The 18,384-nt window shown below is 72.3% G+C and carries 15 protein-coding genes; 12 read left to right on the plus strand and 3 right to left on the minus strand.

Annotated elements, in window-relative coordinates; genetic code table 11:
- Nucleotides 1-99: 99 nt before the first annotated feature.
- Nucleotides 100-1,671: a GMC oxidoreductase gene (locus DK419_RS08060; RefSeq protein ID WP_109958618.1), complete on the minus strand. Its 1,572-nt coding sequence runs from the start codon at nt 1,669-1,671 to the stop codon at nt 100-102.
- 144 nt (nt 1,672-1,815) lie between these two features.
- Here DK419_RS08060 and DK419_RS08065 point away from each other — a divergent pair, with 144 nt between their 5' ends.
- Genes DK419_RS08065 through DK419_RS08080 form a run of 4 tightly spaced genes read left to right on the plus strand, consistent with a single transcriptional unit; the run spans nt 1,816 to nt 4,556 of the window.
- Nucleotides 1,816-2,286 carry a DoxX family protein gene (locus DK419_RS08065; protein WP_109958619.1) on the plus strand — a complete coding sequence of 157 codons (471 nt, stop codon included), beginning with the start codon at nt 1,816-1,818 and terminating at the stop codon, nt 2,284-2,286.
- Entirely contained in the window at nt 2,283-2,729 is a 447-nt protein-coding gene (locus tag DK419_RS08070) for a cupin domain-containing protein (RefSeq protein WP_109958620.1), read from the plus strand. The genes DK419_RS08065 and DK419_RS08070 overlap by 4 nt, the downstream gene beginning before the upstream one ends.
- A gap of 4 nt (nt 2,730-2,733) precedes the next feature.
- Nucleotides 2,734-3,636, plus strand: coding sequence for an SMP-30/gluconolactonase/LRE family protein (locus DK419_RS08075; protein WP_109958621.1), 903 nt, complete (start codon nt 2,734-2,736; stop codon nt 3,634-3,636).
- Complete coding sequence (locus tag DK419_RS08080; protein ID WP_109958622.1) at nt 3,633-4,556, plus strand: VOC family protein; 924 nt, start codon at nt 3,633-3,635, stop codon at nt 4,554-4,556. Before DK419_RS08075 ends, DK419_RS08080 begins: the two co-directional genes overlap by 4 nt.
- Nucleotides 4,557-4,695: 139 nt before the next feature.
- Here DK419_RS08080 and DK419_RS08085 read toward each other — a convergent pair whose 3' ends face one another.
- Complete coding sequence (locus DK419_RS08085; RefSeq protein ID WP_109958623.1) at nt 4,696-5,067, minus strand: hypothetical protein; 372 nt, start codon at nt 5,065-5,067, stop codon at nt 4,696-4,698.
- Nucleotides 5,068-5,412: 345 nt separating this feature from the next.
- Between DK419_RS08085 and pyk the strand changes: the two genes are divergently transcribed.
- The 6 genes from pyk to DK419_RS08115 all read left to right on the plus strand — a co-directional run bounded on the left by pyk (nt 5,413) and on the right by DK419_RS08115 (nt 14,870).
- Nucleotides 5,413-6,846: a pyruvate kinase gene (gene pyk, locus DK419_RS08090; protein WP_109958624.1), complete on the plus strand. Its 1,434-nt coding sequence runs from the start codon at nt 5,413-5,415 to the stop codon at nt 6,844-6,846.
- A gap of 134 nt (nt 6,847-6,980) precedes the next feature.
- Nucleotides 6,981-7,391, plus strand: a complete 411-nt coding sequence (locus tag DK419_RS08095; protein WP_109962190.1) for a DUF4864 domain-containing protein — start codon at nt 6,981-6,983, stop codon at nt 7,389-7,391.
- Between the two features lie 77 nt (nt 7,392-7,468).
- Nucleotides 7,469-8,881 carry a threonine synthase gene (gene thrC / locus DK419_RS08100; protein ID WP_109958625.1) on the plus strand — a complete coding sequence of 471 codons (1,413 nt, stop codon included), beginning with the start codon at nt 7,469-7,471 and terminating at the stop codon, nt 8,879-8,881.
- Nucleotides 8,878-10,173, plus strand: a complete 1,296-nt coding sequence (locus DK419_RS08105; protein WP_109958626.1) for a M16 family metallopeptidase — start codon at nt 8,878-8,880, stop codon at nt 10,171-10,173. Before thrC ends, DK419_RS08105 begins: the two co-directional genes overlap by 4 nt.
- Nucleotides 10,174-10,682: 509 nt before the next feature.
- Nucleotides 10,683-11,774 (plus strand): UDP-3-O-acyl-N-acetylglucosamine deacetylase, encoded by a 1,092-nt coding sequence (locus DK419_RS08110; RefSeq protein WP_109958627.1) that lies wholly within the window; start codon nt 10,683-10,685, stop codon nt 11,772-11,774.
- A 213-nt stretch (nt 11,775-11,987) separates the two neighbouring features.
- Nucleotides 11,988-14,870 carry an EAL domain-containing protein gene (locus tag DK419_RS08115; RefSeq protein ID WP_109958628.1) on the plus strand — a complete coding sequence of 961 codons (2,883 nt, stop codon included), beginning with the start codon at nt 11,988-11,990 and terminating at the stop codon, nt 14,868-14,870.
- A 26-nt stretch (nt 14,871-14,896) separates the two neighbouring features.
- Here the strand turns inward: DK419_RS08115 and DK419_RS08120 are convergent, their stop codons facing one another.
- Entirely contained in the window at nt 14,897-15,703 is an 807-nt protein-coding gene (locus DK419_RS08120; protein WP_109958629.1) for an AraC family transcriptional regulator, read from the minus strand.
- Between the two features lie 110 nt (nt 15,704-15,813).
- Here DK419_RS08120 and DK419_RS08125 point away from each other — a divergent pair, with 110 nt between their 5' ends.
- Nucleotides 15,814-17,136, plus strand: coding sequence for a tetratricopeptide repeat protein (locus tag DK419_RS08125; RefSeq protein WP_109958630.1), 1,323 nt, complete (start codon nt 15,814-15,816; stop codon nt 17,134-17,136).
- Between the two features lies 1 nt (nt 17,137).
- Complete coding sequence (locus DK419_RS08130; protein WP_109958631.1) at nt 17,138-18,361, plus strand: MFS transporter; 1,224 nt, start codon at nt 17,138-17,140, stop codon at nt 18,359-18,361.
- Nucleotides 18,362-18,384 lie beyond the last annotated feature (23 nt).

Below are 18,384 nucleotides of genomic sequence, written 5' to 3' on the forward strand. Positions count from 1 at the left end.
CTCGCGGGGCCGCGAAAGCGGAGCCCGGGGTGACGCGGCGGATACGACCGGCTTGGAGGAGAGGTCGTCCTGCGGGCGATCGGACGGGAATCGGGGGGACTACGCCCCCAGCCGCCCGATGACGTGATCCGCCACCCTGAGCGAGTTGGCGATGATCGTCAGCGTCGGGTTCACGGCGCCGATCGAGGGAAAGAAGCTCGCGTCGGTGACGTAGAGGTTGTCGAGCTCGTGCGCCTTGCAGTCGAGGTCGAGGACGGATGTCGCCGGGTCGGTGCCGAAGCGCAGCGTGCCGGCCTGGTGGGCGGTGCCGCCGATCGGCACGTCCTTGCCGAGGTAGAGCGAGCGGTCGAACAGGTGCGGGTGGATGTCGAGCTTCGTGCACAGGTCGCGCAGCTTGGCCTTGAGCCGGTGCAGCGCCTCCTCGTTGGTCTGCTTCAGGTCGAGCCGGACCTTCGCCCCGTCGTAGAAGATCCGGTTCTCCGGGATCGGCAGGTCCTCGGTGGTGAGCCAGAAGTCGAGGGAGTGCCTGGCGATCCAGTCGAACGGCTTCTCCGGAAACCATTGCAGGAAGCCCGGCAGGCCCTCGCCGTGGATCTGCACCCCGTCCGACTTGCCGACCATCTGGATGTGGCCCAGCGGAAACTCCCAGTCGTCGGCGCCGAAGTAGAAGTCGTTGAGGCCGAGGGTCTTCTGGAACTTCGTCGGGTTCGGGGTGCGCGAGATCGCGAGCACCGTCGAGTTGTTGTGCCGCATGTAGTTGCGGCCGACCTGCCCCGAGCGGTTCGCGAGCCCGTGCGGGTGGGCGTCGTTGGCGGATCGCAGCATCAGGAGCGCGGAGGAGAGCGCGCCGCAGGCGACCACCACGATGTCGCCGGTGAACACCTCGGTGGCGTCGCCGCGCTTCACCTCGACGCCGGTGACCGTCCGCCCGGCCGGATCGGTCAGGAGCCGGTCGACGTAGGCGTTCGTCATCAGCGTGAGGTTGTCGTGCGCCGCCAGCGCCGGGTCGACGCAGGTGATCTGCGCGTCGGCCTTGCCGTTGGTGATGCAGGGATAGCCGTCGAAGGCGTCGCAGCGGATGCAGGCCGAGTGCGGCAGCGGCTTGCCGTCGCGCTCCTCCAGCCGCACGCCGACCGGCAGGTGGAACGGGTGGTGCCCCTCACGCTTGAGCCCGTCGAACAGCTCCTGGATCCGGGGCTCGTGGGTGATCGGCGGGTAGGCGTAGGGTTTCGAGGACGGCGGCTCGGTCGGGTCCTCGCCGCGCAGGCCGTGGACGTAGTAGAGCTCCTCCGCCGCCTGGTAGTAGGGCTCGAACACGTCGTACTTCAGCGGCCATTCCGGCGAGATGCCGTCCGGATGTCGGATTTGATAAAAGTCCTTCTCGCGCAGGCGGAGCAGGACCGAGCCGTAGACCTTGCTGTTGCCGCCGACGAAGTAGTGCAGGCCGGGATGGAAGCTCGACCCGTCGGCGCCGTACCAGGTCTCCGGCGCCTGGTAGCGCGCGTCGACGAAGACCGCCTGGCTGTCCCAGTTCTCCCGCTCGCGCGGCAGGTAGTCGCCGCGCTCGAGCAGCAGGATGCGCTTGCCGGTCTGGGCCAGCCGCCACGCCATGGTGCCGCCGCCCGGCCCCGAGCCGATGATGACGACGTCGTAGTGCCGGTTCTCGCTCATCGACGGTGTCTCTTCTCAACGAAAGCCGCGGGATGACGCAGGGCCCCTCGGCCGTGCGGGGGCATATGGCGGGGCTGGCCCGAACGTCGATCCGCTCCAGTTAGCTTTTCGCAACGCAAACCGGGCAGCGGGGTTCGCAGGTCGATGGCCACCTTCAGCATCGCGGTCGCCTTCGGGGTCAGGCTCCTCCTGGTGATGCTGTTCCTGCCGTTCAGCGCGCTGGACAAGATCCTGAACTTCCGCGGTGCGGTGGGGCAGGCGAGGCAGGCGGTGCACGCCACCGCGCCGGCGACGATGCTGATCCTCGCCGGCCTGTTCGTCGAGATCGTGATGTCGCTCGGGGTCCTCACCGGCATCGCCGACCGCTTCGCCGCGCTCATCCTCGCCGGCTATTGCGGCGTGACGGCCCTCCTGTGGAAGCAGTTCTGGAAGCCGGGCGATTTCTGGTCCGGCGGCAAGGGCCGCGAGCTTTTCTGGGATTTCTGGAAGAACCTCGCGCTCGCCGGCGGGTTTCTGCTCGTCACCTTCGGCACCGGGGCGAGCACCGTGGAGACGTTCTTCTCACACCCCTTCGCCTCGTCGAAGCCCTACAGCGTCAGCGAGACCGCCCGATGAGCGACGAGAAGCCCACCATCCCCTACTGGCACCTCTGGGCCGACGCGGACGGGATCAGCCACCAGACCCGGTGCGCCTTCACCGAGTTCGAGCAGAAATCGATGTCGCCGCCGGCCCCGCCGCAATGGCAGGGCCAGAAGACCCATGACGGCGCGACCGTGTTCGTGACCGTGCAGCCGGTCGGCTGGACCGGAGACTGGCACCCGAACCCGAAGCCGCAATGGATCATCCCGCTCTCGGGCCGCTGGTTCGTCGAATCGATGGACGGCACGAGGGTCGAGATGGGCCCGGGCGAGATCTCCTTCGGCGAGGACCAGAACGTGCGCGAGGTCGACGGCAGGAAGGGCCACCGCTCCGGCACCATCGGCGACGAACCCGCCGTGCTGATGATCGTGCAGGTCGACAAGCCCCCGACCACCGGGTCGGCCTGCCGGTTCCGGTGATTCCATGAACGGGTTCGAGATCCACGACGAGCGCTTCGCGCACTACATCCTGGGCAACGCGCCCCTGGAGGAGCTGGGCTCCGGCTTCCGCTGGATCGAGGGCCCGGTCTGGATGGGCGACGCCGATTGCCTGCTGTTCCAGGACCTGCCGCGCAACCGCACCATGCGGTGGATCGAGGGCGCGGGCTTCTCGGTCTACCGCGCGCCCTCGAACTACGCCAACGGCCAGACCCGCGACCGGGAGGGCCGGCTGATCGCCTGCTCGCATCGCGGCCGCTGCCTGTATCGGACGGAGCACGACGGCACGGTCACGACGCTCGTCGAGCGCCACGCCGGCAAGCGCCTGAACTCGCCGAACGACGTGGTGGTGAAGTCCGACGGCACGATCTGGTTCAGCGACCCGGTCTACGGTATTTCCAACGATTACGAGGGCGGACGCCAGCAATCCGAGCAGCCCCCGGCCCTCTACCGCTTCGATCCGCGGACGAGCGAGATCCGGGCGATGGCCGGCGACTTCGACGGGCCGAACGGCCTCGCCTTCTCGCCCGACGAGCGCCGGCTCTACGTCGCCGAGACCGGCGACCAGTCGAAGCCGAACCCGCGCCAGTATATCCGCGTGTTCGACGTCGCACCCGACGGCGCGCTGTCGGGCGGCGACGTCTTCCACACGATCTCGCCGGGCTATTGCGACGGGATGCGGGTCGACGAGGACGGCAACGTCTGGTCGAGTGCGGCGGACGGCGTCCACTGCATCAGCCCGGAGGGCAAGCTGATGGGCAAGATCCTGGTGCCGCACCGGGTCTCGAACATCGCCTTCGGGGGTCCGGCCAAGAACCGGCTGTTCATCGGCGGCTCGCACACACTCTACGCGATCTTCCTCGACCGGCGCGGGGTGCAGACCCCGTGAGCGCCGCTCGCCCGCGCGCCCGTCGCCTCGTCCGGTTCGGCCTCAATTCCGCCGATCCGGAGCGGCTCGCGGGCTTCTACCGGACGGCGCTCGGCTTCGTCGACGCCGAGGCATCGGCGGAGCCGGACCTCGCCGCCATCGCCGGGTTCACGGCCGCTCGCGCCGTACCCTTGCGCCTCGGCGATCAGCGCCTCGACCTCACGGCGGTGACGCCGGCGGGCCGGCCCTATCCGGGCGACGTGCCGGGATTCAGTCCGCTGTTCCAGCACTGCGCGATCATCGTCGCCGACATGGCCGCGGCCCATGCCCGCCTGTCGGCGCATCCGGGCTGGCGCCCGATCTCGACCGACGGCCCGGTGCGGCTCCCCGCCTCGTCCGGCGGCGTGACCGCGTTCAAGTTCCGCGACCCCGAGGGCCATCCCCTCGAATTGCTGTCCTTCCCGGCGGATGCCGTACCGGAGGCGTGGCGCGGGCGGGGCGCCGGCGATGTCTGCCTCGGCCTCGACCACTCGGCGATCTCGGTCGCCGATACCGCCCGCAGCGCCGCGTTCTACGAATCGCTCGGGCTCGCCGTGACGTCGCGCTCGCTCAATACGGGACCCGAACAGGCGCGCCTCGACGCCGTCCCCGAGCCGACCGTCGAGGTGACCGGCCTCGGCTTCCCGGACGGACGGCCGCCGCATGTCGAGCTGCTGTGCTACCGCGATGCTCCTCCGCAGCCCGCTTCAAACCTCGCGGTCGGCGACGTCGCGGCGACCCGGCTCGTGATCGCGATGATGGACGAGGAGGCGTTGCGGGCGGCGTGCGCGGCCCATGCCGAGCGGCTCGTCTCGCCCGGACCGGTGCCACGGACCCGGGGTGGCGCCGACGCGCTCCTGCGCGACCCGGACGGACATCTGGTGTGGCTGACGGCGGGGTGATGCAAGGCTCGCGTCGGATATCCAACGCGGCACGACGTCCGGTGCGGATCGTCTCTCACCCGGGGCCATCCCGAGGTGCTGCGCGCAGGTCCGAGCGGGTACCGGTCGGCCCTCACGTCAGCGCGCGACAACGACGACGTCAGGCCGCCAGGCCCGGCCGGGTGCGCGGCGGCGGGACGGGCTGGCCGCCGAGGCGCTGCAGCGCGATCTCGGCGCCGCGGCGCGACTGCTTGAGGGCGACGAGGGCCGACCAGCGCATCGTCACCTCGTGCCGAGCGACGAACCGGCCGGCGGCGTCGTAACGGCGCCAGCCGCAGCGCTCGCGGCCGGCCTCGTCGGTCTCGTCGTAGGTCTCGTAGCGGGCCACCAGGGCGCCGGCGGCGTCGAACTCGTCGTGGTACCAGCACACGCCGTCCATCGGGGCGCCGCGGCTGCGCGAGCCCCGGATCACCAGCCGATGCGCGACGGGCGTGCGGAAGATCGTCTCGAACACGGGCGGCTGGAACAGCATGACCGTCGATCCCTCCCGTCGCCGTATCGTCACCGAAACGCTTCCAGGTGACAGGGTGCGTTGCAGCATAGCCGGCGTCAAGGGCGTGAAGCCGCGGCGGACGGAGCGTTTCCGGCCCGGACGGGTGCTCCTTTGGTCCAAGATGCCCTAGCTTTCACCTCGGGACTGCTGCCCCGTGCCGGCAGCGTTCCCACCGATTGCCGCTCCTCCCGGTCGCCGAGGATGACAATGCCCTGCTGCGGCCCGCCCGTGAGCGTCACCCACCTCCACCGCCGCGCCGAACCCCGATCCGCACGTCCCGCCCGATCCGCACATCCCGAAGCGAACGCGAGCAAGGAGCGCCCGATGCGCCGCCACCGCCACGCCAAGATCGTCGCCACCGTCGGCCCGGCCAGCAACACGCCGGAGCGATTGAAGGCCCTGTTCCTCGCCGGGGTCGACACCTTCCGGCTCAACTTCTCCCACGGCACCCACGACGACCACGCCAAGGTGCACGCGGCGATCCGGGCGCTCGAGCAGGAGACCGGCCGGCCGATCGGCATCCTGCAGGACCTGCAGGGGCCGAAGATCCGCATCGGCACCCTGCGGGGCGGCAAGGCGGAGCTTGCCACCGGGGATCGGATCCGCTTCGTGCGCGAGGGCCGGGAGGGCGGCACCGACGCGATCCCCCTGCCCCATCCCGAGATCTTCGCCGCGGTGGCGCCGGGCCAGGATCTCCTGATCGACGACGGCCGGGTCCGGGTGCGGGTCGTCGGCGTCGACGACGCGGCGATCGACGCCGACGTGGTGGTGGGCGGGCCGATCTCCGACCGCAAGGGCGTCAACGTGCCGGGCTCGGTGCTCGCCCTCTCGCCGCTCACCGAGAAGGACCGGCGCGACCTCGCCTTCGGGCTCGAGCTCGGCGTCGACTGGGTCGCACTGTCCTTCGTCCAGACCCCCTCCGACGTGATGGAGGCGCGCGGGCTGATCGCCGGCCGGGCCGGGCTGATCGCCAAGATCGAGAAGCCCTCGGCGCTCGACCACATCGAGGACATCATCCGGATCGCCGACGGCATCATGGTGGCCCGCGGCGACCTCGGCGTCGAATTGCCGCCCGAGGACGTGCCGGGGCGCCAGAAGGAACTCGTGCGCGCCTGCCGCCGGGCGGTGAAGCCGGTGATCGTGGCGACCCAGATGCTCGAATCGATGGTCGCGGCGCCCTCGCCCACCCGGGCCGAGGCCTCGGACGTCGCGACCGCCGTCTATGACGGCGCCGACGCGGTGATGCTCTCGGCCGAATCGGCGGCGGGCCGGTACCCGATCGAGGCGGTCTCGATCATGGACCGCATCATCCGCCGCACCGAGCAGCACCGGCTCTACCGCTCGCTCGTCCGGGCGAGCGAGCCGGAGGTCGAGGACAGCCCGCCCCACGCGGTCGCCGCCGCCGCCGCGACCCTCGCCGACGCGATCGAGGCGGCGGCGATCGTCGCCTTCACGTCGAGCGGCACCACCGCCGCCCGCATCGCCCGCAAGCGCCCCAACGTGCCAATCCTCGCCGCGACCTCCGACGCCGCGGTGTCGCGCCGCCTCAGCCTGTACTGGGGCGCCCATTCGGTGCTCGGGCCCGAGATCGAATCCTACGAGGCCATGGTCGCCCGCGCCGCCGAGGTCGCCGCCCAGGAGGGGTTCGCGCAGGCGCCGGACCTCGTCGTGGCGGTGGCCGGCATCCCGTTCGGCCAGCCCGGTACCACCAACAACCTGCGGGTGGTCGAGCTGGGGCGCAGGGCGAGCGGGGTGTAGGCACCGCCGGCCCTTGTTAGATCAAAGTGCAGTCGACTTGAGGTTGTGCGCGCGGACCGGGCTTGCTACGCTGCGGCATCGGCAAAAGACTGTTTTCCGGGAGGGCCCGGCCCGTGCGCACCCTCGTCGCCCTGATGACCCTGCTCTGCGTCGGCCAGGTCACCTTCGACCAGGGTGCCCTCGCGGCCGGCGACGGCGACCGGGATGCGGCCCGTGCGGTGATCCTGCGCCAGCAGGACGCCTTCCGGCACGACGACGCGGCGGCGGCCTATGCCGAGGCCGCCCCGGCGATCCGGTCGATCTTTCCCAGCGCCGAGACCTTCCTCGGCATGGTGCGCCAGGGTTACGCCCCGGTCTACCGCAATCGCCGCTTCGAGTTCGGGACCGGCGAGGCGCTGCCGGACGGCAGCCTCGCGCAGGGCGTGACCATCCAGGACCAGGACGGGACCGACTGGGAGGCGCTCTACACCCTGGAGCGCGGGACGGACGGGGCGTGGCGGATCACCGGCTGCCGCCTGCGCAAGGCCCCGGGCACGAGCGCCTGACCGGCCCCGCGCAGGCCCCGGCTGACGCGAGCCCCGGATTCGTGTAGGGCCTCGCGTCAGCCTCAGGACTGATCACCGTGCTCCATGTCTCGACCCGCGGCAGCGCCGCGCCGCTGACCTTCACCGACGCCCTCCTCGCCGGGCTCGCCCGCGACGGCGGCCTCTACATCCCGCAGGCCTGGCCGCAGATCGCGCCCGGGACCATCGCGGGCCTCGCCGGCAAGCCTTACGCCGAGGCCGCCAAGACCGTGCTGTCGCCCCTCGTCGACGGCGAGATCCCACAGGCCGACCTCGACCGCATGATCGACGCGGCCTACGCCTCGTTTCGCCATCCGGCCGTCTGCCCGCTGACCCAGCTCGGCGACAACCTCTTCCTGCTCGAACTGCATCACGGCCCGACGCTGGCCTTCAAGGACGTGGCGATGCAGCTGCTCGGCCGGCTGATGGACCACGCGCTGAAGGCCAAGGGCAGCCGCGCCACCATCGTGGGCGCCACCTCGGGCGATACCGGCAGCGCCGCCGTCGAGGCCTTCCGCGGCCTCGACAACGTCGACGTGTTCATCCTCTACCCGCACGGCCGGGTGTCGGAGGTGCAGCGCCGGCAGATGACCACGGTGGATGCGGGCAACATTCACGCGCTCGCGGTCGAGGGCACCTTCGACGACTGCCAGGCGATCGTGAAGGCCTTGTTCCAGCACCCGCACTTCGCCGAGGACGTGCGGCTGTCGGGCGTGAACTCGATCAACTGGGCCCGCGTCGCGGCCCAGGCCGTGTACTACTTCACCAGCGCGGTGGCGTTGGGGAGCCCGCACCGGCCGGTCTCGTTCTCGGTGCCGACGGGCAATTTCGGTGACATCCTCGCCGGCTGGGCGGCCAAGCGCATGGGGCTGCCGGTCGGGCGGCTGATGGTCGCGACGAACGCCAACGACATCCTGGCCCGGACGCTTGCGAGCGGGTCGTACGAGGTGCGGGGCGTGGCGCCGACCACCTCGCCGTCGATGGACATCCAGGTCTCGTCGAACTTCGAGCGCCTGCTGTTCGAGGCGCTCGACCGCGACGCCGACGCGGTGAACCGGCTGATGGCCGGCTTGAAGCAGTCGGGCGCGTTCACGCTCGACGCCCGCACCCTGGAACGGATCCGCTCCGAGTTCGACGCGGCCGCGGTGCCGGAGGAGGAGGTCGTCTCGGAGATCCGCGACGTCTACGCCGGCACGGGCCAGATCATCGATCCCCACAGCGCGATCGGGGTGCGCGCCGCCCGCAAGCTGCTCGAGCGGGATCCCGCGACGCCGGTCGTGGCGCTGGCGACCGCGCACGCGGCGAAGTTCCCGGACGCGGTCGAGACCGCGACGGGCGTGCGTCCCGCCCTGCCGCCGCATCTGTCGGATCTCCTAGAGCGGCGCGAGCGGTTCACGGTCCTGCCGAACGACGAGGCGGCGGTGGAGCGGGCGATCCGCGAGCGCGCCCGCATCCTGAGGAGCGCCGCGTGAACCAGCATTTCGCGACGCTCGGCGCCTCGCCCGACCTCAAGATCACCCGGCTGCAAAACGGCCTCACCGTCGCCACCGAGGCGATGCCGGGCGTCGCCACCGCGACCCTCGGGGTCTGGGTCGGCGCCGGCTCGCGCAACGAGCGGCCGGAGGAGCACGGGCTCAGCCACCTCATCGAGCACATGGCGTTCAAGGGCACGGCCTCGCGCACGGCCCGCCAGATCGCCGAGGACATCGAGAATGTCGGCGGCGAGATCAACGCCGCCACGAGCGTCGAGCAGACGAGCTACACCGCCCGGGTCCTGGGCGAGGATGCCGAGGTCGCCCTCGACGTGCTCGGCGACATCCTGACCCGCTCGACCTTCGAGGCCGGCGAGCTCGCCCGCGAGAAGGGCGTGATCCTGCAGGAATACGCCGCCGTCGAGGACACGCCGGACGACGTCGTCTACGACGCCTTCACCGAGGCCGCCTTCCCCGACCAGCCGATCGGCCGGCCGATCCTCGGGCGCCCGGAGACGATCAAGAGCTTCGATCGTGCGGCGATCGAGGCCTATCTCGCCCGGGAATACACGCCGGGCAAGATGGTGCTGGCCGCCGCCGGCGCGGTCGAGCACGACGCCATCGTGGCGGCGGCCGAGAAGCATTTCGGGTCGATGCCGGCCGGCGAGACGCCGGAGCTGGTGCCCGGCCAGTATCGCGGCGGCGAGCGCCGGATGCCGCGCAAGCTCGAACAGGCCAACCTGGTGCTCGGCCTGCCCGGCCTGTCGTTCCGCGACGAATCCTACTACGCCGCGCACCTCTTCGCGCAGGTGCTCGGCGGCGGGCTGACCTCGCGGCTCTGGCACGAGGTGCGCGAGACCCGCGGGCTGGCCTACGAGATCCACGCCTTCCACTGGCCGTTCAGCGATTGCGGCCTGTTCGGCATCGGCGCCGGCACCGCGGGCGCCGACCTGCCGGGCCTCGTCGAGGTGACGCTCGCCTGCCTGCGCGAGGCCGCCGACACGGTCGACGCGGCCGAGCTCGCCCGGGCCAAGGCCCAGCTCAAGGTGGCGCTGCTGTCCGCGCTGGAGACGCCGGGCGGGCGCATCGAGCGCACGGCGCGCCAGCTGCTGGCCTGGGGCCGGGTCATCCCCGCCGCCGAGGTCATCGCCAAGGTCGACGCCGTCACCCCGGACGACGTGCGGGCGGCCGGCCGCGCGCTGATCGCCGGCGCCCCGACCCTCGCGGCGATCGGGCCGATCAAGAAGCTGCAGAGCCTCGAGTCGGTGGACCGGGCGCTGAAGCAGGCGTGATGCGCGGGTGAACCCTCCCCCCACTGCGGGGGAGGGTGGCGAACGAAGTGAGCCGGGAGAGGGGACGCCGCTTCCGGATATGACCGAACCGTTCTGACAGGCGCCCTCTGAATCAGCGTCGCGCTGCCCCTCTCCCGACCCGGCCTCACGGCCGGGCCACCCTCCCCCGCAGAGGGGGGAGGGCTCAGGTGGCGGAACCTTCCGCAGAGACCCGACCTCCGCCGACAATCGAACCGACAGCGTCCCGCGCGACGCGAGATCGCTCGTCTGCCGCCCCACTCGCCTGAACTAGGCCGAACGGTCGAGTGTCGAGCCTCGCCCAGTCTCCGTAGAACCGACCTGCAATCGAGCGCGCGAGCACTCGACGGCGAGGCCTGCGCGGCGCCAAGGTCCGGGGACGAGGAGACTGGCCGATCGGCCGTCCCGCCCACGGAACACCCGCACCGGCCCCAGGGGAACAGCAGACGACGGCCGTCGCGGACGGCCGGCGGAACGGTCGGGCGGAAGCGATGGGGCTCGAGGGCGGCGCGCACTCGGCGGACGAAGAGTCGTGCGAGGCGACGCTCGGGCGGAGCGTGTCGGTGCGCGGGCCCGGGCTGCATACCGGCCGGAGCGCCCGCGTCACCCTGGCGCCAGCGCCGGCCGGCCACGGCATCCGCTTCGCGGTGCGCTGCCCCCGCAGCGGCGCCCGCGCCGAGGTGCCGGCCGGCACCGCGGCCTGGGTCGCGAGCCGGATGAGCACCGCCCTCGACATCGGCCAGGGGCGCAAGCTGCGCACCATCGAGCACCTGATGGCGAGCCTCTCGGCCTCCCGCATCGACAACGCCGCGATCACCGTGGAGGGGACCGAGATCCCGATCCTCGACGGCTCGGCGTCGCGCTGGTGCGCGCTCATCGACGAGGCCGGGCGGGTCGCGCAGGCGCGGCCGCGCGAGGTCTTGCGGATCCGCGCGCCCTTCCAGGTCGACGGCCTGCACGGCTTCCTGCGCGCCGAGCCGGCCGAAGGGTTCAGCGTCGACGTCAGCACCGATCGGCTGCCGGGTTTCGGCGTGCTGCGCTGGTCGGGCCCGATCGATCCGGCCTCGTTCCGCGCCGCCATCGCCCCGAGCCGCAGCTTCGGCAACGCCTCGCTGATCTGGCGCACCGTGCTGAAGACCCGGCTTGCCCGCACCCTGCTGCCGCCGGCCGCGCGCGAGCGGCTCTGGGCGCGCTCGTTCGCGGCGCAGACCGTGTGCGGCGCCGGCCTCGCGCCCACGTCGGGCCGGCCGGACTGCCGGCGCCCGATCGGCCCGGAGACGGAGGGGCGGATGCATCCGCGCGACCGCGAGCCGCTCCTGCGCGGCGCGCGCCCCGGACGGGTCGCGATCCTGCTCGGCGGCCGGGTGCTCGGCGGCGCCCGCTTCCCCGACGAGCCGGTACGGCACAAGATCCTCGACCTCGTCGGCGACCTGGGCCTCGCCGGCCGGCCGATCCTCGGGCGCATCGTGGCGAACTGCCCGACCCACGCCCTCACCTTCGCGTTCCTGAACGAGCTGATGCGCCATCCCGAATGCTGGGAGGTCGTCGCGGTCTCGGAGGCCGCCTCCCGCTCACTCCCTTGAGCGACCGGCACGGCCCGCGACGCGATCCGCACAACTTGATTTGGCCGCAAAGCGGAGCGATCGAAGCCCGTCGACGGCCGCGCTCGCGGACGGCAGGGGAGATCCGGGGCCTCCGCCTTGCTCGGAAGCTTGGGCGTCAGTACGGTCCGGCACCCTCCCCTCAGCCGCCCCCGTGGCCGTGGCCGCCCCCGTCCGGTCGGAAGACCCCGAAGCTTGCGCACGTACTCACTCGTCCTCGCCTGCCTCGTCGCCCTCGCCGGGCTGATCCTGTCCGTGCCGCAGGCCCGGGCGGTCGAGGCCGTGCGCGTCACACTCGACTCGCAGGCCATCGATCTCACCCCGGCGATCGAGCGCTACCGCTCGGACGGCGACCTGATCCAGATCTCGACCGCCCCGGGCAAGGACGGCATCGTGCGCCGCATCGCCGTCAAGGCGCGCGAGACCGGCGCGCGGCCGGACTGGATGGTGTTCGCGCTCACCAACGACACCGACGAGCAGATCGACCGCCTGCTCGTCGCCCCGCATTTCCGCCTCGTCGGATCCGGGGTGGTCTGGCCCGATCTCGGCGGCTCGCGCATCGCCGCGATCACGGCGAGCCAGGGCATCCGCCCCGAGCGCGACGAGAGCCCCGACGCCGACCAGTTCGTCATCACGCTCGATCCCGGCACCACCGTCACCTTCGTGGCGGAGCTGCGCACCCCGACCGTGCCGCAGGTCTACCTCTGGGACCAGGACGCCTACCGCAAGAAGGCGACCGGGCTCACCCTCTACAAGGGCATCATCATCGGCATCGCCGGGCTGCTCGCCCTGTTCCTGACCATCGTGTTCGTGGTCAAGGGCGCGATCATCTTTCCGGCCGCGGCGGCGCTGGCCTGGGCGGTGCTGGCCTATGCCTGCATCGATTTCGGGTTCTTCCAGCGCATCTTTCCCGTCACGGAAGTCGCCGAGCGGATCTACCGCGCCTCGGCGGAGGCGGTGCTCGGCGCCACCTTGCTGGTGTTCCTCTTCGCCTACCTCAACCTCGCCCGCTGGCACGTGCGCTACAGCCACGTCGCGCTGATCTGGCTCCTGTTCCTCGGCGGCCTCGTCGGCCTCGCGGTCATCGACCCGCCGGTGGCGGCGGGCGTCGCCCGGATCTCGATCGCGACGGTCGCGGGCATCGGCCTGCTGCTCGTCGTCTACCTCGCGATCCACAACGGCTACGACCGGGCAATCCTGCTGATCCCGACCTGGCTGCTGCTGCTCGCCTGGGTGGTCGCGGCGGGCTTCGCCATCACGGGCCAGCTCCACAACGACCTCGTCCAGCCGGCGCTGATCGGCGGCCTCGTCCTGATCGTGATGCTGATCGGCTTCACGGTGCTCCAGCACGCCTTCGCGGGCGGGGGCCTCGGCAACAGCCTCGTCTCCGACACCGAGCGCCGGGCGCTGGCGCTGACGGGCGCGGGCGACGTGGTGTTCGACTGGGACGTGCCGGGCGACCGGGTCTTCGCAGGACCCGAGATCGAGGGGCAGCTCGGCCTCAAGCGCGGGGCGCTGGAGGGGCCGCAGGCGAACTGGCTCTCGCTCCTCCATCCCTTCGACGTCGAGCGCTACTCGGCGGCCCTCGACACCGTGATCGAGGAGCGCCGCGGCCGCATCTCCCAGGATTTCCGCCTGCGCTCGGCGGCCGGTCCCTATTACTGGTTCCGCCTCAAGGCGCGGCCCGTCATCGGCACCGACGGCGAGGTGGTGCGCATCGTCGGCACCATCGCGGACGTGACCGAGGCGAAGATCGCCGAGGAGCGGCTGCTGCACGACGCCGTGCACGACAACCTCACCGGCCTGCCCAACCGCGAATTGTTCAACGACCGGCTCGATGCGGCACTCGCCCTCGCGAGCCAGGACCCGCGCCTCAAGCCCACCCTGTTCGTCGTCGACATCGACCGCTTCAAGCAGGTCAATGATGCGATCGGGCTCTCGGCCGGCGATTCGATCCTGCTGACGCTGTCGCGCCGCCTCAACCGGCTCCTGCGGCCGCAGGACACGCTCGCCCGCGTCGCCGGCGACGAGTTCGCGGTCATCCTGCTCTCCGAGCGCGACCCCGACCGGATCATCGCCTTCGCCGACAGCATCCGCCGGGCGATCACCACGCCGATCACCTACGCCGACCGGGAGATCTTCCTCACGCCCTCGATCGGCGTCGCCCTGCACGAGGCCGGCGCGGTGGTGAAGCGCGACGACGTGATCAAGAACGCCGAGCTCGCGATGATCAACGGCAAGCGCCAGGGCGGCGACCGGATCGAGGTCTACCGCCCGACCATGCGCTCCGACCGCGGCGAGCGGATGATGCTCGAGAGCGACCTGCGCCGGGCGCTGGAGCGCAACGAGATCAAGGTGCTGTTCCAGCCGATCGTGCGGCTCGAAGACCGCACGGTCGCGGGCTTCGAGACGGTGCTGCGCTGGGACCACCCGCGGCTCGGCCGCATCGCCCCCCAGGTCTTCCTGCCGATCGCCGAGGAATCCGGCCTCATCGTCAATCTCGGCGTCTTCGCGCTCGAGCGCACCGCCGCGGAACTCGCCGCTTGGCAGCAGGCGCTCGTGGTCGAGCCGCCGATCTTCGCCTCCGTCAACCTGTCCTCGCGCCAGCTCCTGCGCCACGACCTCCTGCACGACGTGAAGACCGTGCTCGCCCGCACCGGCGTCGTCCCCGGCTCGCTCAAGCTCGAGCTGACCGAGGCCCTGGTGATGGAGAACCCGGAATACGCCGCCCAGATGCTGGCGCGCATCCACGAGCTCGGCGCGGGCCTCTGCCTCGACGATTTCGGCACCGGCTACTCGGCGCTGACCTACATGCAGCGCTTCCCCTTCGACACGATCAAGATCGACCAGTCCTTCGTGCGCCAGATGGCGAGCGGCCGCTCCGGCATCCTGCGCTCGATCGTCCGGATGGCGCAGGAACTCGGCCTCGAGATCATCGCCGAGGGCGCCGAGTCGGAGGCCGATGCGCTCGCGCTCTCCGAGATCGGCTGCGACTACGCGCAAGGCTTCGCCTTCGGCGAGCCGATGTCGATCCTGCAGGCGCGCCAGCTGGTGGGGGCGGCGCCGGAGGCGGCGTGACGCCACCCGCTCACGCCGCCTGCGCCTCACGGGCCACCCCGCCCCCGGCGGCCGCGCATGTAGGCCCGGGGCGTCGATCCCAGGACGGTGCGGAACGCGTAGACGAAGGCCGACGTCGAGCCGTATCCGAGTTCGAGGGCGGTGCGGGTGACGTCGAGGCCGCCGCCCATCAGCTCGATCGCCTTGAACAGCCGCAGGCGCTGCCGCCAGCCGCGGAAGCTCAGCCCGAGCTCGGCCTCGAAGCGCCGCGACAGCGTCCGCGCCGACAGGCCGAGCTCCCGCGCCCAGGCGTCGAGGCCGCGGGCATCGGCCGGGTCGGCGTAGACCGCCTCGCACAGGGTCGCGATCGGGCCGCCGCGCGGCCATGCGAGCGCGCCCGGCAGCGGCTCGGCCCGCCGCAGCTGGTCGAGGATCAGCGCCGTCACCCGCCCGGCATAGCCGTCGGGCGACGCTTCCACCGCCGCCCCGCGCTCGAGCGCCGCCGCCTCGACGATCAGTTCCCGCAGCAGCGGCGACACCCGGAACACGCACGCCGCCGCGGGCAGGTCGCGGCTCGCGCTCGCCGCGATCCAGAGCGAGCGGAACTCGGCGCCGAGGAGCGAGCCGACCCGGTGCCGCGCGCCCACGGGCAGCCACACCGCCTGCTCGGGGGAGATCACCAGGTTCTGCCGGTCGGCGGAGACGGTCAGGACCCCGGCGACCGCGTAGACGACCTGCCCCCAGGCATGGGCGTGCTCGACGAAGGCGTGCCGGGCGGGGATGCCCTGCGCCCGGACCGTCAGCGGGTCGGGCGGGCGGGCATCGGTCGGGGTCTCGACGGTCTGCCAGGTCACGCGCGCCTCCGATTGGCGTCTCGTCGATGCAATTTGGCATTTCATCGAGAGACAGTCGATCCGTGACGGATTACGACGCGTGTCATCCGTCACGACCACGCGAACGCGCCATGGCCCATCTCGACAGCCGAGGCCTGCCGATCTCGACCCGCTCCGACGCGGCCGCCGCGCTCTACCGCGACGGCGTCGCCCTCCTGCTGTCGGCGTGGCCGGGCGCCGCGGAGACGCTCGACGCGGCCATCGCGGCCGATCCCGAATTCGGCCTCGCCCGCGCGGCGCGGGCGAGGATGCACGCGATCCGCGGCGAGGGCGCCGCGGCCCGGGCGGCGATCGAGACCGCCGGCGCGCTCGTCGCCCGGGACGGCACGGCGCGCGAGCGCGGCCATGTCGGCGTCGTCGCCCTCGCGGTGACCGGCCGCTCGGCGGACGCGCTCGACGCCGCCTACGCCCATCTCGACGCCTGGCCGCGCGACGTCCTCGTCATGGCGCTGCCGCTCGGCGCGTTCGGGCTCCTGGCCTTCTCGGGCATGTCCGGCCACGACCAGGCCCGGGTCGACCTCGTCGAGCGCCACGCCCACCATTTCGCGGACGACGACTGGTGGTTCCTCAGCTCCCGAGGCTGGGCGCATGCCGAGAACGGCGCCGTCCGCCGCGGGCGCGACCTCGCGCAACGCGGCTTCGAACTGCGGCGCGAGAACGCCAACGGCGCCCACGCGCTCTCGCACGCGATGTTCGAGGACGGCGACGGCGACGGCGCCGAGGCGCTGATCGCCGGATGGCTGCCCGGCTACGACCGCTCCGGCATCCTGCACGGGCACATCGCCTGGCACGCGGCGCTGTCGGCGCTCGAGCGCGGCGACGCGCAGGGCGCGCTCGGGATCTACGCCGCGCACGTGCGGCCCTCGGCGAGCCTGGGCCTGCCCCTCAACGTCGTGACCGATGCCGTCTCGCTGCTGTGGCGCCTGAAGGCGTACGGCCACGAGGTCCCGGCCGGCCTGTGGGAGGAGGCCCGAGCCTACGCGTCGGGCACCTTCGCCAGGGCCGGCTTCTCCTTCGCCGACGCCCATATGGGCATCCTGGCCGCCGCGACCGGCGACGAGGCCGCGGCGGCGGCGCGGATCGCGGACCTGACCGCGCTCGTGGAGGCCGGCACGCTCGCCGCCGGCCCGGTCGTCCCGGCGATCTGCCGCGCCGCGCTCGCCTTCGCGGCCGAGGATTTCGCCGGCTGCGCGCGCCTCCTCGAACCCGTCGCGGCCGAGGTCGTGCGCATCGGCGGCAGCGGCGCCCAGCGCGAGATGATCGAGGACACGCTCCTCGTCGCGCTCATGCGCGGCGGCGAGGCCGCCAAGGCCCGCACCCTGCTCGACCGCCGCCTCCACCGTCGGCCCTCGCCGCGCGACGCGCGCTGGCACGGCCTGCTCGCGAGCGCCTGACATGACCGATTCGCCGATCAGCACCCCGGCCCCGGGTCCCGACGCCGGCACGGGCAACATCCTCCGGCTCGCCGCCGCCCAGGCGCTCGCCGGGGCGAACTCGACGGTGCTCTTCGCCACCGGCGCCGTCGTCGGCAACATGCTCGCCCCGAGCCCGGTGCTCGCGACGCTGCCGATCTCGATCTACGTGGTCGGGATGACGGCCTGCGCCATCCCGGCCGGCTTCGTCGCGCGCCGCCACGGGCGCCAGGCCGTCTTCATGATCGGCACGGGGAGCGGCGTGGTCACCGGCCTCCTGTCCACCCTCGCGGTCCTCGCCGGCTCGTTCTGGCTCTTCTGCCTGGCGGCGTTCTTCGGCGGCGCCTACGCGGCCGTGGTGTTCACGTTCCGCTTCGCGGCGGCCGATTGCGTCGGCCCGGACCGGCGGGCGCGGGCCCTGTCCGCCGTGATGGCGGGCGGGGTCGCCTCGGGGGTGATCGGGCCGCAGCTCGTCACCCACACGATGAACCTCTGGCCGCCGACGCTGTTCGCCGCGACCTTCCTCGCCCAGGCCGCCGTCGCCGCACTCTCGGCCGTGATCCTCGCCGGCGTCCGGCTGCCGCGGCCGACCGCGCAGGACGCGAGCGGCGGGCGCCCGCTCGCGACGATCCTGCGCCAGCCCCGCTTCGTCACGGCGGTGGTCTGCGGGGCCGTGTCGTACCTGCTGATGAACTTCCTGATGACGTCGGCCCCCCTGGCGATGCGCCTGTGCGGGCTCGGCCAGGAGGACGCCAATCTCGGGCTGCAGTGGCACGTCATCGCCATGTACGGGCCGAGCTTCTTCACCGGGCGGTGGATCGCGCGGTTCGGCGCGTCGCGCGTCGTCGCCGCCGGGCTCGCCCTCACGGCCGCCGCGGCGGCGACGGGGCTCGCGGGCGTCGACGTCGCGCATTTCTGGGTCACGCTGATCCTGCTCGGGCTCGGCTGGAACCTCGGCTTCCTCGGGGCGTCGGCCCTGGTGCTCGAATGCCACCGCCCGGAGGAGCGCACCCGCGTGCAGGCGTTCAACGACTTCGCGGTGTTCGGCTGCGTCGCGCTCGGCTCGTTCTCGTCGGGTGGGCTCCTCGCCGGCTACGGCTGGGACGCGGTGCTGCGGATCTCGTTCGCGCCGGTGCTGGTGGCCGCCGCCGCGCTCGCCTGGTCGGCGATGCGGCGCGGCGGCGAGGCCCGGCCGCGGACGGCCTGAACGGGGACGGCCCGGACCGGGGG

The organism is Methylobacterium terrae, assembly GCF_003173755.1.
Taxonomy (GTDB): domain Bacteria; phylum Pseudomonadota; class Alphaproteobacteria; order Rhizobiales; family Beijerinckiaceae; genus Methylobacterium; species Methylobacterium terrae.

What these genes read in the sequence shown, in the direction of transcription:
- DK419_RS08060 (WP_109958618.1), bottom strand. Translation starts at nt 1,671, where the DNA reads ATGAGCGAGAACCGGCACTACGACGTCGTCATCATCGGCTCGGGGCCG.
- DK419_RS08065 (WP_109958619.1), top strand. Translation starts at nt 1,816, where the DNA reads ATGGCCACCTTCAGCATCGCGGTCGCCTTCGGGGTCAGGCTCCTCCTG.
- DK419_RS08070 (WP_109958620.1), top strand. Translation starts at nt 2,283, where the DNA reads ATGAGCGACGAGAAGCCCACCATCCCCTACTGGCACCTCTGGGCCGAC.
- DK419_RS08075 (WP_109958621.1), top strand. Translation starts at nt 2,734, where the DNA reads ATGAACGGGTTCGAGATCCACGACGAGCGCTTCGCGCACTACATCCTG.
- DK419_RS08085 (WP_109958623.1), bottom strand. Translation starts at nt 5,067, where the DNA reads ATGCTGTTCCAGCCGCCCGTGTTCGAGACGATCTTCCGCACGCCCGTC.
- pyk (WP_109958624.1), top strand. Translation starts at nt 5,413, where the DNA reads ATGCGCCGCCACCGCCACGCCAAGATCGTCGCCACCGTCGGCCCGGCC.
- DK419_RS08095 (WP_109962190.1), top strand. Translation starts at nt 6,981, where the DNA reads ATGACCCTGCTCTGCGTCGGCCAGGTCACCTTCGACCAGGGTGCCCTC.
- DK419_RS08110 (WP_109958627.1), top strand. Translation starts at nt 10,683, where the DNA reads ATGGGGCTCGAGGGCGGCGCGCACTCGGCGGACGAAGAGTCGTGCGAG.
- DK419_RS08125 (WP_109958630.1), top strand. Translation starts at nt 15,814, where the DNA reads ATGGCCCATCTCGACAGCCGAGGCCTGCCGATCTCGACCCGCTCCGAC.
- DK419_RS08130 (WP_109958631.1), top strand. Translation starts at nt 17,138, where the DNA reads ATGACCGATTCGCCGATCAGCACCCCGGCCCCGGGTCCCGACGCCGGC.